The 14,242-nt window shown below is 72.6% G+C and carries 13 protein-coding genes; 11 read left to right on the plus strand and 2 right to left on the minus strand.

Annotation, left to right across the window (positions count from 1 at the left end):
- Nucleotides 1-3 precede the first annotated feature (3 nt).
- The 3 genes from ACZ4WH_RS13650 to ACZ4WH_RS13660 all read left to right on the plus strand — a co-directional run bounded on the left by ACZ4WH_RS13650 (nt 4) and on the right by ACZ4WH_RS13660 (nt 3,171).
- Complete coding sequence (locus tag ACZ4WH_RS13650; protein WP_468179995.1) at nt 4-894, plus strand: TauD/TfdA dioxygenase family protein; 891 nt, start codon at nt 4-6, stop codon at nt 892-894.
- A 122-nt stretch (nt 895-1,016) separates the two neighbouring features.
- On the plus strand, nt 1,017-2,402 hold the full coding sequence (locus tag ACZ4WH_RS13655) for an amino acid permease (RefSeq protein WP_468179871.1): 1,386 nt from the start codon (nt 1,017-1,019) through the stop codon (nt 2,400-2,402).
- Between the two features lie 121 nt (nt 2,403-2,523).
- On the plus strand, nt 2,524-3,171 hold the full coding sequence (locus ACZ4WH_RS13660) for a superoxide dismutase (protein ID WP_468179873.1): 648 nt from the start codon (nt 2,524-2,526) through the stop codon (nt 3,169-3,171).
- Between the two features lie 94 nt (nt 3,172-3,265).
- On the opposite strand, the gene ACZ4WH_RS13665 is transcribed toward ACZ4WH_RS13660, so the two are convergent.
- Together ACZ4WH_RS13665 and ACZ4WH_RS13670 are read right to left on the minus strand one after the other, a co-directional pair.
- Nucleotides 3,266-3,877 (minus strand): histidine phosphatase family protein, encoded by a 612-nt coding sequence (locus ACZ4WH_RS13665; protein ID WP_468179875.1) that lies wholly within the window; start codon nt 3,875-3,877, stop codon nt 3,266-3,268.
- Between the two features lie 121 nt (nt 3,878-3,998).
- Nucleotides 3,999-5,420 carry an FGGY-family carbohydrate kinase gene (locus ACZ4WH_RS13670; RefSeq protein ID WP_468179877.1) on the minus strand — a complete coding sequence of 474 codons (1,422 nt, stop codon included), beginning with the start codon at nt 5,418-5,420 and terminating at the stop codon, nt 3,999-4,001.
- 178 nt (nt 5,421-5,598) lie between these two features.
- On the opposite strand from ACZ4WH_RS13670, the gene ACZ4WH_RS13675 reads away from it, so the two are divergent.
- The 8 genes from ACZ4WH_RS13675 (at nt 5,599) to ACZ4WH_RS13710 (ending at nt 14,242) form a co-directional block, all read left to right on the plus strand.
- Complete coding sequence (locus tag ACZ4WH_RS13675) at nt 5,599-7,023, plus strand: ABC transporter substrate-binding protein (RefSeq protein ID WP_468179879.1); 1,425 nt, start codon at nt 5,599-5,601, stop codon at nt 7,021-7,023.
- Nucleotides 7,023-7,901, plus strand: a complete 879-nt coding sequence (locus ACZ4WH_RS13680) for a carbohydrate ABC transporter permease (protein WP_468179881.1) — start codon at nt 7,023-7,025, stop codon at nt 7,899-7,901. Before ACZ4WH_RS13675 ends, ACZ4WH_RS13680 begins: the two co-directional genes overlap by 1 nt.
- A complete protein-coding gene (locus tag ACZ4WH_RS13685) occupies nt 7,898-8,722 on the plus strand; it encodes a carbohydrate ABC transporter permease (protein WP_468179883.1) in 825 nt (274 codons plus the stop codon). The genes ACZ4WH_RS13680 and ACZ4WH_RS13685 overlap by 4 nt, the downstream gene beginning before the upstream one ends.
- Nucleotides 8,719-9,810, plus strand: a complete 1,092-nt coding sequence (locus ACZ4WH_RS13690) for an ABC transporter ATP-binding protein (RefSeq protein WP_468179885.1) — start codon at nt 8,719-8,721, stop codon at nt 9,808-9,810. Before ACZ4WH_RS13685 ends, ACZ4WH_RS13690 begins: the two co-directional genes overlap by 4 nt.
- Nucleotides 9,810-10,643: a DeoR/GlpR family DNA-binding transcription regulator gene (locus ACZ4WH_RS13695; RefSeq protein ID WP_468179887.1), complete on the plus strand. Its 834-nt coding sequence runs from the start codon at nt 9,810-9,812 to the stop codon at nt 10,641-10,643. The genes ACZ4WH_RS13690 and ACZ4WH_RS13695 overlap by 1 nt, the downstream gene beginning before the upstream one ends.
- Nucleotides 10,621-11,694 carry an ABC transporter ATP-binding protein gene (locus tag ACZ4WH_RS13700; RefSeq protein ID WP_468179889.1) on the plus strand — a complete coding sequence of 358 codons (1,074 nt, stop codon included), beginning with the start codon at nt 10,621-10,623 and terminating at the stop codon, nt 11,692-11,694. Before ACZ4WH_RS13695 ends, ACZ4WH_RS13700 begins: the two co-directional genes overlap by 23 nt.
- On the plus strand, nt 11,691-12,716 hold the full coding sequence (locus tag ACZ4WH_RS13705; protein ID WP_468179891.1) for a 2-hydroxyacid dehydrogenase: 1,026 nt from the start codon (nt 11,691-11,693) through the stop codon (nt 12,714-12,716). Before ACZ4WH_RS13700 ends, ACZ4WH_RS13705 begins: the two co-directional genes overlap by 4 nt.
- A 98-nt stretch (nt 12,717-12,814) precedes the next feature.
- A complete protein-coding gene (locus ACZ4WH_RS13710; RefSeq protein WP_468179893.1) occupies nt 12,815-14,242 on the plus strand; it encodes an FGGY family carbohydrate kinase in 1,428 nt (475 codons plus the stop codon).

Raw genomic sequence — 14,242 nt, forward strand, 5'->3', positions numbered from 1 at the left:
GTCATGTCCATCGAGATCACCAAGGTCACCGCCCGCATCGGCGCGCGCGTCTCCGGCGTCGACATCTCCCGCCCGCTCGCCCCGGAGGAGGTCACCGCGATCCGGGAGGCGCTCAACGTCCACAAGGCGCTCGTCTTCGACGGCGTGCATCTGGACGACGCCGGCCAGCAGGCCTTCGCCCGGCACCTCGGCGACCTCACCACCGCCCATCCGACGGTCGGCGCGGTCGACGGCGCCCCGAACGTGCTGCCGGTCGACAGCGAGCGTGGCCGCGCCAACCACTGGCACACGGACGTCACCTTCGTCCTCAACCCGCCGCAGGCCAGCACCCTGCGCTCGCTCACCGTCCCGCCGTACGGCGGCGAGACGCTGATCGCCGACGCGGCGGCGGCCTACCGCGGCCTGCCCGAGCCGCTGCGCCGCCTCGCCGACACCCTGTGGGCGGAGCACACGAACGACTACGACTACGCGGTGCCGGACGAGGAGATCGACGAGGAGCGGGCGGCCCAGCGCGCCCGGTTCACCTCCATCACGTACCGCACCGCCCATCCGGTGGTCCGGGTCCATCCGCTGACCGGCGAGCGCGGGCTGTTCATCGGCGGGTTCGCGCAGCGGATCGTCGGCCTGTCGGCGGGCGAGTCCCGCACGATCCTGGACCTGCTCCAGGCGTATGTCACCCGCCCGGAGAACGTGCTGCGCCACCGCTGGTCGGAGCACCAGCTGGTCCTGTTCGACAACCGCATCACCCAGCACTACGCCATCGACAACTACGACGGCCTGCCGCGCCGCCTGCACCGGGTGACCGTCGCCGGTGAGGTCCCGGTCGGCGTCGAGGGCAAGGAGAGCTACTCCATCGAGGGTGACGCGTCGCACTACACGCCGGTGGCGGCGTAACCGTGAATTCACCCTGTGTACGCCGGGTGTCCGGATAATGGGCAGCCCTGCCGCGTGAGCGGACGGGCCGCCCAGACTGGCGGAGTTTTTGCCCGCCTATTGCACTGGGAGAGCCGCCCCCCATGCCCAGCAGCACGACCACGGAGACGCCGCCGCAGCAGCGGGCGGACGCCTCCCTCTCCCACGGCCTCAAGCAGCGCCATCTGTCGATGATCGCCCTGGGCGGGGTGATCGGCGCGGGCCTCTTCGTCGGCTCCGGCGCGGGCATCGCCGCCGCCGGCCCGTCCATCGTGATCGCCTACACCCTCTCCGGCGTCCTGGTGATGCTGGTGATGCGGATGCTCGGCGAGATGTCCGCCGCCTACCCGTCCTCGGGCTCCTTCTCCGCGCACGCCGAACGCGCGATCGGCCCCTGGGCGGGCTTCGCGGCGGGCTGGTCCTTCTGGGTCCTGCTCTGTACGGCGGTGGGTCTGGAGGGCATCGGCGCCGCGAAGATCGTCCAGGGCTGGCTGCCGGGCACCCCGCAGTGGATGTGGGTCGCGCTGTTCATGGTCGTCTTCTGCGGGGCGAACCTGGCCGCCGTGAAGAACTTCGGCGAGTTCGAGTTCTGGTTCGCCGCGCTGAAGGTGGGTGCGATCAGCCTGTTCCTGATCCTGGGCGGGCTGGCGATCGCCGGCGTGCTGCCCGGCACCGACTCCCCCGGCGCGTCGAACCTGAGCGACTTCCTGCCGCACGGCAGCGAGGGCCTGCTGGTCGGCCTGCTCGCCTCGGTCTTCGCGTACGGCGGTCTGGAGACGGTCACCATCGCGGCGGCCGAGTCGGAGGACCCGGTGCGGGGCGTGGCCTCGGCCGTCCGCACGGCGATGTGGCGGATCGCCCTGTTCTACATCGGCTCGATGGCGGTCGTCGTCACCCTCGTTCCCTGGGACTCCGAGGAGGTCGTGGCGAAGGGCCCGTACGTCGCCACCCTCGACCACCTGGGCATCCCCGGCGCGGGCCGGCTGATGAACGTGGTCGTCCTGGTCGCCCTGCTGTCCGCGATGAACGCCAACATCTACGGCTCCTCGCGCATCGCCTACTCGCTGGTCGAGCGCGGCCAGGGCCCGAAGGCGCTGGCCGCGCTGTCCGGCGGGGTGCCGCGCGTCGCGGTCCTCACCTCCTGCTTCTTCGGCTTCGTCTGCGTGCTGCTCAGCTACTGGCGGCCCGACGACGTCTTCCCCTGGCTGCTGAACATGATCGGCGCGGTCATCCTGGTCGTCTGGATCTTCATCGCGGTCTCCCAGCTGCTGCTCCGCCGCCGCATCGAACGCGAGGCCCCCGAGAAGCTGGTCGTCCGCATGTGGGGCTTCCCCTGGCTGACCTGGGTGGCCCTGGCCGGCATGGCCGCGATCTTCGTCCTGATGGCCCGCGAACCGGACACCCGCGTCCAGCTGTACTCGACGGGCGGCATGACGCTGGTCCTGGCGGCGGTGGGCTACGCCTGGCAGCGGGCGCGGGCCAGGAGCTGACCACCCCGCCCCGGTGAGGCCCCCACGTGCGACACGTGGGGGCCTTTCCGTTGCCCCGATGTTGTTGTTGCTAGCGTGTAGTTGCAAGCCACTTGCAATAAGCTTCCGGAGGGGATCACCCATGCCCGTCTACACGCTGCCCGACCTGCCCTACGACTACGCGGCGCTCGCGCCCGTGATCAGTCCCGAGATCATCGAGCTGCATCACGACAAGCACCACGCGGCCTATGTGAAGGGCGCGAACGACACGCTGGAGCAGCTCGCCGAGGCGCGGGACAGGGAGTCGTGGGCCTCGGTCAACGGCCTGGAGAAGAACCTGGCGTTCCATCTGTCCGGGCACATCCTGCACTCGATCTACTGGCAGAACATGACGGGCCCGAAGGACGGCGGCGGGGAGCCGCTGGCCGCCGACGGCGTGGGCGAGCTGGCCGAGGCGATCAAGGAGTCCTTCGGCTCCTTCGCCGCCTTCAAGACCCAGCTGTCCAAGGCCGCCGCGACCACCCAGGGTTCGGGCTGGGGCATCCTCGCCCACGAGCCGCTGAGCGGGCGGCTGATCGTGGAGCAGGTCTACGACCACCAGGGCAAAGTCGGCCAGGGCTCCACCCCGATCCTGGTCTTCGACGCCTGGGAGCACGCCTTCTACCTCCAGTACCGCAACCAGAAGGTCGACTTCATCGAGGCCATGTGGCAGGTCGTCGACTGGCAGGACGTGGCGAAGCGGTACGAGGCGGCGAAGTCCCGCGCGAACGTCCTGCTCCTGGCCCCGTGAGAGCGTCCTGCCTCGTGATCGTCTTCTCACCCTTCACGGCGGCAGGCGGATGAGAGAAGACCCCCGTGAGGACGTGACTCACGGGGGTCTTCCCTTACGCGCACGGCAGGTTGAGCGAGAGCAGCGCGGTGCTGTCCCCGTCGACGCGGATCTCGCTCACCGCCGCGTTGCGCAACCGAGGGAGCACCCTGCGGTACTCCGCCGGCGGAATGCCCAGCAGGGAGCACAGCGTCAGGCGGAGCAGGGTGTTGTGAGCGACGACCAGGACGCGTCCGCCGGGGTGGGCGGCGGCGATCCGGCGCAGCGCGGCCGTTCCGCGCGCCGCAGCCGCGCGGGGGTCCTCGGCGCCGGGGAACGGGTGCGCCACCGGGTCGGCGCGGAACGCCTCCGCCGCGGCCGGGTTCTCCGCCGCGAACTCCGCGAGGGTACGGCCCTCCACCACACCGAAGTCGCACTCGCGCAGGCCGGGTTCGCGCCGCGCGGTGACACCGAGGGCCCGGCAGGCCGGCTCGGCGGTGACGATCGCCCGGGACAGGGGCGAGGTCCACACCGCGTCCACGGGATGTCCGGCGGCCCACCGCCCCAACGCCTCGGCCTGAGCGCGCCCGGTGTCCGTGAGAGCCACGTCGCTCACCCCTGCGTACCGGTTCTCGGCGTGCCAGACGGTCTGACCGTGCCGGGCGAGGAGGAGGGTGGTGGCAGTCATGGTCAGCAGTATCCCGGGCGACGCCTGCGGCATCCCCCTCTTTCCGCGTGCCCTCGTTTCCTCCGCGACGGCGCGCGGCCACGACGGCGGTGACCGGCGGTGCCGAACCAGCCGTCCCGCCTCACAGCCGCGCCCGCGCGTGTTCCGCCACCGCGCGCGGCAGCCATCCCCGCACCTCCAGCTCCCCCACCAGCCGGGCGTACGGCTCGGTGAAGCGGGGGGTGCGGTCCGGGCGGGGGTCGATCGTCGTGCCGGGCCGCACCATGCCCTCCGCCACCTTCGCGAGCGTCGGCCCCGCCCCGGTGCCGTACGCGGCCAGCGCCGCCATGCCCAGAGCCGGTTCGGTGCGGGCCGGTACCCGTAGCGGGCGGCCCAGGATGTCGGCGCGGAGCTGGGTCCAGTAGGCGCTGCGGGCGGCGCCGCCGGTGACGGTGAGGGTGCCGTCGAGAGGGGCGCCCAGATGGTGGAGGTAGTCCAGGCAGAGGCGTTCGGTGAAGGCCACGCCCTGGAGGAGGGCCGCCCACAGGTCGGCGTCCGACTGCGGGTCGCCGAGCAGGAGGGACGTGGCCCGCGGGGCGTGGAAGGGGAAGCGTTCGCCGGGTGAGACCAGGGGGTACGCGACGGCGGTCGAGGGTTCGAAGGCGGCGGCGCGGGCGTCCAGCGCTGCCGGGTCCGCGCCCGGGAAGCGGGCCGTGAGGACGCCGGCGCCGACGCTGGAGGCTCCGCCCGGCCACCAGCCGCCGCCGGGCGCGCGGTGGTTGTAGACCACGCCCGCCGGGTCGGACACCGGCTCCGCCGCCGCGCCCTTCAGCACCAGCGTCGTCCCCAGCACCGAGTTCCACGCGCCCTCGCGCAGCGCCCCGGCGGCGATCTGGGCGGCGCAGCCGTCGGTCATGCCCGCGATGACGGGCGTGCCGGCCGGGACGCCGGTGGCGTCGGCGGCGGCCGGGCAGACCTCGCCGAGCCGGGTGCCGGGGCGTACGACGTCCGGGAGGGCGCCCGCGGGGAGTCCGGTGAGGTCGGGCCAGGCCTCGCGCCGCAGGTCGTAGGCCGTCTTCAGGGCGTGGCTGGAGTCGCTGGGCACCCGGTGCCCGACCAGCCGGGCGGTGATCACGTCCGGCTGGTGGGCGATCCGGCCGGGGCCGTGCGCGTCCACCAGCCACCGTGCCTTGGGCAGCGCCCAGGTGTCCTGCACCGGGAGCCCGGCCGAGCGCAGCCGGCCCGCCTGGGTGGCCGCCCGCCGGTCGTCGTACATCAGCGCCGGCCCCAGCGGGCGCCCCTCGTCGTCCGTGAGCAGGACGGTCCCGGAGGTCCCGCACACCGCGACCCCGGCCACCCGGGCCCGCACCCCGGCGAGCGCCGCCCGGCAGGCCGCGCACACCGCCGTCCACCATTCCTCCGGGTCCTGCTCGTGCCGCACCCCCTCCCGCCGGCCGCGCGTGAGCGGCGCCGATCCGCTGCCGAGGACCCCGCCGTCGGCCGTCACGAGCAGCGCCCGCACCCCCTGCGTGCCGAGGTCGACCCCGAGCCACGCCCCATCCATCCGAACCTCCCGCACATCGCGAACGGCCGTGTGAACTTCCCATGCCCCTCTGAGATTTCCCCCTGATTTCCTCGTGCACAAGGGATTGACGGGCTTTCGTCGCCGTTACACCTTGTTGTCGAGTCGACTCGCACTGTTAACCCGCCCGACCCCACCGCCCCACCGACGGAGGTCCCGGATGGACAGGCACGTGCACGACCGCCGACGCTTCCTCGCGCTCACCGGGGCTCTCGCCGCCGCCCCGCTGCTCTCCGGCTGCGGCGCCGGTTTCGGCGGCAACGGGCAGGACAAGGACGGGGGTTCGGCGGCGGACGACGTCACCGGGTCGTTCGACTGGAAGCGGGAGAAGGGCACCACCGTCAAGGTGCTGCTGAACAAGCACCCGTACGCGGACGCCCTGATCGCCGACCTGAAGTCCTTCACCGAGAAGACCGGCATCGAGGTGAAGTACGACGTCTTCCCCGAGGACAACTACTTCGACAAGCTCACCGTCGACCTGTCCAGCGGGCGCGCCTCCTACGACGTCTTCATGCTCGGCGCGTACATGGTGTGGCAGTACGGCCCGCCGGGCTGGCTGGAGGACCTGGGCCCCTGGATGCGCAACTCCTCGGCCACCGGCGCCGAGTGGGACCAGGAGGACTTCTTCCCGAACCTGCTCCAGGCCGACCAGTGGTCGCTGAAGGCGGGCGCGCCGCTGGGCCGGGGCGGGCAGTACGCGCTGCCGTGGGGCTGGGAGACCAACGTGGTCGCCTACAACACCGAGGTGTTCCGCAAGCTGGGGCTGAAACCGGCCGAGTCCTTCGATGAGCTGCGCGAGCTGGCCGGGGTGATCAAGAAGAAGGCGCCCGGTGCCGGGTTCGACGGGATGTACGGGATCGCCGTGCGCGGGTCGCGCAGCTGGGCCACCATCCACCCCGGGTTCATGACGATGTACGCCCGCGACGGGCTGCGTGACTTCACGGTCGAGGGCGGGAAGCTCACCCCCGCCATGAACTCCCCGGAGGCCGTCGCGTTCACCGAGGACTGGGCGGGCATGGTGAAGCAGGGCGGGCCGCCGTCCTGGACGTCGTACACCTGGTACCAGTGCTCCAGCGATCTCGGCGCGCGGAAGGCCGGGATGCTGTTCGACGCGGACACCGCCGCCTACTTCCAGGCCGTGGAGGGCGCCTCGCCGGCCTCCGGGAAGATCGCCTTCCATCCGGGGCCGAAGGGGCCGGACGGCTCGCTCGCCACCAACATGTGGATCTGGTCGCTCGGCATGAACGCCAGGAGCAAGCGGAAGAGCGCCGGCTGGCTGTTCCTCCAGTGGGCCACCGGCAAGGAGCATCTGCGCCGGGCGGCCCTCACCGACAACCACATCGACCCGGTGCGCAGGTCGGTCAGCCAGGACGGCGCCTACAAGGACAAGATGCGGCACCTGCCGGGCTTCATCGAGACCTTCGAGACGGTCGTGGACCGGACGAGGATCCAGTTCACCCCGCAGGCGCAGTTCTTCGACGCCACCACCAGCTGGGCGGCGGCCCTCCAGGAGATCTACGGCGGGAAGGACGCCAAGTCCGTGCTGGACGGGCTGGCGAGCGACCTGAAGCCGAAGGTCGGCTGATGCGCACCGCCCTGCGCCCTTACCTCCTTGTCGTCCCGGCCCTGCTGCTGACCTGCGGCATCCTCTACCCGTTCGCGCTCGGCCTGTACTACACGCTGTTCGACTTCTCGGCGGCCAAACCGCAGCCCGACCTGGTCCGGTGGCAGAACTACGAGACGGTCTTCACTCAGGACGCCTTCTGGAACTCGGCCTGGGTGACCGTGCTGTACGCGGTCGGCGCGGCCGGGGTGGAGACCCTGCTCGGGGTCTCGGTCGCCCTGCTGCTGCACCGCTCCTCGCGGGTGGGACGGGTGCTGGAGAAGATCCTCATCCTGCCGCTGATGATCGCCCCGGTGATCGCGGCGATCATGTGGAAGCTGATGCTCCAGCCGTCGGTCGGGGTGATCAACCACCTGCTGAAGCCCTTCGGGCTCGGCGGGGTGCAGTGGACGGACACCCCGACGGGCGCCCTGCTGTCGTCCATCGCCGTGGACGTGTGGGTCTACACCCCGTTCGTGGCGATCCTCGCCCTGGCCGGGCTGCGGTCGCTGCCCGCGTCCCCGTTCGAGGCGGCGGCCGTGGACGGCGCCGGCTGGTGGTACACCTTCCGGCGGCTGACGCTGCCGATGCTGTGGCCGTACGTGCTGGTCGCGGTGATCTTCCGGTTCATGGACTCGCTGAAGGTCTTCGACATCATCTACGCCCTGACCGAGGGCGGCCCCGGCGACTCCACGGTCGTCCTCCAGATCCGGGCGTACCTGGAGGCGATCCGGTTCCAGCGGTACTCCTTCGGGATCACCTACACGATCGTGCTGTGGGCCGTGGTCTACCTGGCCGCGATGGTGCTGGTCCGGCATCTGGGGCGGATCCAGCGGAAGGCGGCGGAGGTGTCCGCATGAGGAAGCGCCTCACGGGGTGGCTCGCCGACGCCGCGCTGATCCTGTACTTCGTCTTCGCGCTGTTCCCGGTCGTCTGGATGCTGATCCTCTCCCTCAAGCCGGCCGACCAGCTCTTCAGCACCTACTTCTCCTTCACCCCGACCCTGGACGCCTACCGCACGGTCCTCGGGGACAGCGAGGGCATCCCGTTCGTCCGGTTCTTCGTCAACAGCCTGGTGGTGTCGGTGGGCGCGGTCGCGCTGTCCCTCATCGTGGGCCTGCCCGCCGCCTACGCCTCCGCGCGCTGGCGGTTCAAGGGCTCGGAGAACCTCATGTTCACGCTGCTGTCGTTCCGGTTCGCGCCCGAACTCACCGTGATCATCCCGCTGTTCGTGCTGTACCAGAAGCTGGGCCTGTTCGACACGTACGTGGGCATGGTCTGGGTGCTGCAACTGGTCACCCTGCCGCTGGTGGTGTGGATCATGCGGTCCTACTTCGCCGATCTCACCCCGGAGCTGGAGCAGGCGGCGCTGCTCGACGGCTACTCGCGCACGCAGGCCTTCTTCAAGGTGGCGCTGCCGCTGGTCAGGCCGGGCATCGCGGCCGTGTCCCTGCTGGCGTTCATCTTCGCCTGGAACAACTTCGTCTTCCCGCTGATCCTCACCTCCGGCCAGGCCCAGACGGTGACCGTCGGCGCGCTGTCCTTCCTCGGCGGCGACCGGCCCAAGTACCAGCTCACGGCCGCCGCCGCCCTCGTCTCCGTCGTCCCGCCGCTGCTGCTCGCGCTGACCATCCAGCGGTACCTGGTGCGCGGACTGTCGTTCGGGGCGGTGAAGTCATGAGCATCGCGCTGCGGGACGTACGGAAGGCGTACGGCCGCACCACCGCCCTGGACGGTCTCCAACTCGACGTGCGGGAAGGGGAGTTCTTCTGTCTGCTGGGGCCGTCGGGGGCCGGCAAGACCACCACCCTGAAGACCGTCGCCGGTCTCGAGCGGCCCGACGCGGGCACGGTCGAGATCGACGGCCGGGACATGCGGGACGTGGAGCCGTACGACCGGGGCGTCGCCATGTGCTTCGAGAGCTACGCCCTGTACCCGCACCGGTCCGTGTACGACAACCTGGTCTCGCCGCTGCGCTCCCCGCGCCACCGGCTGCCCGCCGCCGAGGCCCGGGACCGGGTCGGTGCCATCGCCGAACTGCTCGGCATCAGCGGCCTGCTGGACCGGTCGCCGGGGCAGCTGTCCAACGGGCAGCGGCAGCGGGTCGCGCTCGGCCGGGTGCTGGTCCGCCCGGCCCGCGCCTTCCTGCTGGACGAGCCGCTGTCCCACCTGGACGCCAAGCTGCGCCAGCAGATGCGGGCCGAGCTGAAGGCGATCGGGGCCGTCCAGCGCACGACCACCCTGTACGTCACCCACGACTCCGTGGAGGCGCTGGCGCTCGGCGACCGGATCGGGGTGATCCGGGACGGGCGGATCGTGCAGACCGGCACCCGGGAGGACATCTGGTACCGGCCGTACGACACCGAGGTCGCGCGGGCCTTCGGGCGGCCCCGGATCAATCTGCTGCCGGGGGTGGTGACGGAGGCCGGGGGCTTCCGGTCGGCGGACGGGGCGCTCGGACTGCCGCTGCCGGTCCGGGTTCCCGCCGGCACCGAGGTGCTGGTGGGTTTGCGGCCCCGGGACGTGTCGCTCACCGGCGACGGACACCGGCTCGCCGGGACGGTGTACGTCACCGAGGTGCTCGGCCGGTCCGTGGAGGTGACCGTGCGGATCGGCGCCCAGCACCTGTCGTTCGTCGCCGCCCGGAGCGAGACGGCCGGACTGCGCCCCGACGACCCGGTCCGCTTGTCCGTCCGGCCTGAGAACCTGCTGGTGTTCGAGGCCGACCGGGCGGATGTCCCGGGACGACGGATCGGGAAGAGCGCGTGATGAGCAGCACTGGAGCACAGCAGGGACCCGCGGCCCGGCAGGCCGCCATGGCCGAACTGGTCCTCGCCGAGGGCTCGGCGACCGCCGCCGAGCTGGCCGAGCGGTTCGGGGTGAGCCTGATGACCATCCACCGGGACCTGGACGAACTCGAACGGCAGGGCGTCGTACGGAAGTTCCGCGGCGGGGTGACCGCGCAGCCGTCCGGGGTGTTCGAGTCGAACGTGCAGTACCGGCTGAAGACCATGCGCCCGCAGAAGGCCGCGCTCGCCGAGCGGGCGATGCGGCAGATCGAGCCCGGCATGGCCATCCTGCTGGACGACTCCACGTCCACGCTGGAGATAGCCCGCCGGCTGCGGCTCGGCGAGATCACCCCGCTCACCGTAGTCACCAACTTCCTGGAGGCGATCAACCTCCTCGCCGACCAGCGGGGCATCCATCTGATGGCGCTCGGCGGCGACTACGACCCGCTGCACTCCTCCTTCCTCGGGGTGTCCTGCGTGGAGGCCGTCGGCCAACTCCGCGTCGACGTCGGCTTCGTGTCCACCTCGGGCGTGCACGGCGGCTACGCCTACCACCAGGAGCAGCACATCGTCTCCGTGAAGCGGGCGATGCTCGACGTCGCCGCCCGCAATGTGCTGCTCGCCGACCACACCAAGCTGGGCCGGGTCGCCCTGCACCGGGTGGCCCCGCTCTCCCGCTTCGACCTGCTGCTGGTGGACGACGGAGCCACCCCCGAGGCGCTGCGCGACCTGGACGAGCACAAGGTGCGCTACGAGGTGTGCGCCACCGCCGCCGACACGAGGGAGGGCGATGACCGCGCTGGAGCTACGTGAGTTGCGCAAGACCTACCGGTCGCGGGGCCGCCCGGCGGTGGAGGCGGTCCGCGGCATCGACCTGAGCCTGGACTCCGGTGAGCTGCTGGGCCTGCTGGGACCCTCGGGCTGCGGGAAGTCCACCACCCTCAGGATGATCGCCGGACTGGAGACGGTGACCGGCGGGGACATCCTGGTCGGCGGCGCCTCGGTGGTGGACCGGCCGGCGCGGCGGCGGAACATCGGGGTCGCCTTCGAGAACTACGCGCTGTATCCGCCGCTGACGGTCGCGGAGAACCTGGCGTTCGGACTGAAGGCCCGCCGCGGCAGTCGCAGAGGGAACGTCGCGGGCAGGGTCGCCGAGATCGCCGAGCGGGTCGGTCTCACCGACGTCCTCGACGCCCGCCCGGCCGGCCTGTCCAGCGGGCAGAAACAGCGGGTCTCGCTGGCCCGCGCCCTGATCCGGGAACCGGACGTGCTCCTGCTGGACGAGCCGCTGTCCCACCTGGACGCGGCCCAGCGCGACACCACCCGCCGCGAACTCAAGCGCATCCAGCGGGACGCCGGCCACACCACGATCCTCGTCACCCACGACCAGGAAGAAGCGCTGTCCCTCGCCGACCGGATCGCCGTCATGCGGGACGGCGTCATCCAGCAGCTCGGCACCCCGTACGAGATCTACGACCACCCGGCCACCGCCTTCGTGGCCGACTTCGTCGGCGAGCCCGCGATCAACCTGCTGCCCGCCGTCGCCGGGACCGGCGGCCACGCCCGGCTGTCCGCCGGGGTGCGGCTCCCGCTGCCCGTGCCGGTGCCCGAGGGCCGTCCGGTGCTGGTCGGCGTCCGCCCCGAGGACCTGCGCCTCACCGGTGCCGACGGCATCCCCGCGCGGGTCGTCGCCCACGAACCCCTGCTGGAGTCCGGCATCGCCACCCTCGCCCTCGACGGGGTGGAGCGGCACCTGGTGGTCCTCACCGGGCCCGAGGTGCGGCTCGCCCATGACGAGCGGGTCCGGGTGGCGGCCGGGCTCACCCATGTCTTCGACGCCGAGACGGGAGACTCCCTGCGATGACCTCCAGTGGTGTGCGTGTGGTGGCCGCCGGCGACCACTTCGTCCTGCCGTCCCTCATCACGGCCGCGCTCGCGAAGGAGGCGGACTGCGCCGTGCGGGAGCTGACCCTGGGCTGGCCGCTGGAGCCGTTCGGGCCGGTGGCCGAGGTGAGCGAGGCGAGCGACGCCGAGGACGAGCTGATCGCGGCCCTCGCCGACGCCGAGGTGCTGGTCACCCAGATGGGCCCGGTCACCGAACGCGTCCTCGCCGCCTGCCCGGCGCTGCGGCTGGTCGTCGTCTGCCGGGGCGGACCGGTCAACGTCAACCTGGAGGCGGCCGAGCGGCACGAGGTGCGCGTGTGCTTCGCGCCCGGCCGCAACGCCGCCGCCACCGCCGAGTTCACGGTCGGCCTGCTGCTCGCCGCCCTGCGCCGCATCCCCCAGGCCCACGACCTGCTGGCCCGGCAGGGCAGTTGGGCGGGCTCCTCGTACTACACCTACGAGCACAGCGGCCTGGAGCTGGAGGACCTGCCGGTCGGGCTCGTCGGCTACGGCGCGGTCGGCAGCCGGGTCGCCCGGGTGCTGTGCGCGTTCGGGGCACGGGTGATGGTGTACGACCCGTATGCGCGCGGCGAGGTGCACGGCCTGCGCCTGTCCTCGCTGGACGACCTGCTGCACCGGTCCGCCGTCGTCTCCCTGCACGCCCGGCTCACCGCCGAGACGCGCGGCCTGATCGGCGCCCGCGAGCTGGCCCTGCTGCCGCCGGGCGCGGTGGTGGTCAACGCGGCCCGGGGCCCGCTGCTGGACGAGGACGCGCTGTGCGACGCGCTGGCGGACGGGCGGCTGTCCGCGGCGGCCCTGGACACCTACGTCCGCGAACCGCTCCCCGCGGAGTCCCGGCTGCGCACCCTGGCCGACCGACTGGTGCTCACCCCGCACCTGGGCGGGGCCAGCCGCGCGGTGGCGGAGAAGGCCGCGCGGATCGCCGCCGCCGAGGTGGGCCGCTGGGTGCGCGGGGAACCGCTCGCGCACTGTCTCCGGTAAGGCCCCGCCCAAGCTCACTGTGCCGACGCGTCGGTCGTGAGGAGAGCCGAAGGCGGCGCGCCGCCGCAGGCGAACGAAGCCAGAACAGAGGAGTCGGCATGTTCGTCGGGATCGATGTGGGGACGTCCCTGGTGAAGGCCGCCGCCTTCGGCCGGGACGGGCGGGAACTCGCCGTCGAGGCCCGTCCGGTGGGCCTGGAGCTGCGCGGCGGGGCCGTCGAGCAGGACATGGAGGAGGTGTACGGCGCCCTCGTCGCCGTGCTCGGCGCGCTCACCGCGCGGGTGCCGGAGCCCGTCGAGCTGGCGGGGCTGACCGGGCAGGGCGACGGGGTGTGGCTGGTGGACGCGGCGGGCCGCCCGGTGCGGCCGGCGATCTCCTGGATGGACGGCCGGGCGCACGAACTGGTGGACCAGTGGCTGGCCGACGGCACCTTCGAGGCCGTCTTCCGGCGCACCGGCAGCGCGATGTTCCCGGGCTGCCCGGGGCCACTGCTGGCCTGGCTGGACCGGCACGAGCCGGCCGCCCTGGACCGGGCCGCGGCGGCCGTCTACTGCAAGGACATGGTCTTCCAGCGGCTGACCGGCGCCGCGCGGGCGGTGACGGACGTGTCGGACGCGTCGATGCCGTTCCTCGACCCGCGCACCCGGCGTTACGACAACAGGGCCGTGGAACTCCTCGGCCTGACCCACCGGCGCCGGCTGCTGCCCCCGATCGGCGACCCGGTCGCGACCGGCGAGGGCGGCGGCGAGGGGCTGCCCGCCGGGACCCCGCTGGCGAACGGCCCGTACGACCTGCCCGCCTGCGCGCTCGGCGCGGGCGTCACCGCGCCCGGCGACGGCCTGCTGATCGTCGGCACCTGTCTGGCGAGCCTGGTCGCCACCACCGACCTCGACCTGGGCGGTGAACCGGCGGGGCTGTACATCTCCACCGACCGGCCGGGCCGCTGGCTGCGCGCGATGCCCGCGATGGTCGGCACGGCGGCGCTGGACTGGGTGCTGCGCACGACGGGGGCCCGGCACCAGGAGCTGGACGCCCTGCTCGCCGAGGCCCCGCCGGGCTCGTGCGGGGTGCGGGTGCTGCCGTACTTCGCGCCCTCAGGCGAGCGCGCGCCCTTCGTGGAGCCGGGGCTGCGGGCCGAACTGCTCGGGGTCTCCCTGGAGACGCGCCCCGCCGACCTGGTCCGGGCGACCTGCGAGGGCATCGGCTACGCGGCCCGGCACTGTCTGGAGGCGGCGGGCCTGACCGGAACGCTCGCGGTGTGCGGCGGCGGCACCCGCAGCCTCGCCTGGACGGGGCTGCTGGCCGATGTGCTGGGCCGGCCGCTGAAGGTGGTGGAGGGCGAGGTCGGCGCGCGGGGCGCGGTGCTCGCGGCGGCGGAGCGGTTCGGCGTGCCGCTGGACGCGGGGGCGTGGACGCGGCCGACCCGGACCGTCGAGCCCGACCCGGACCGGGCCGCGTACTACGCGAAGGGCTACGAGGAGCACCTGGAGCTGCTGGCCGGGGCACGGGAACGGGCCCGGCGCTGA

The sequence above is a fragment of the Streptomyces sp. NPDC029138 genome (genome assembly GCF_055564375.1).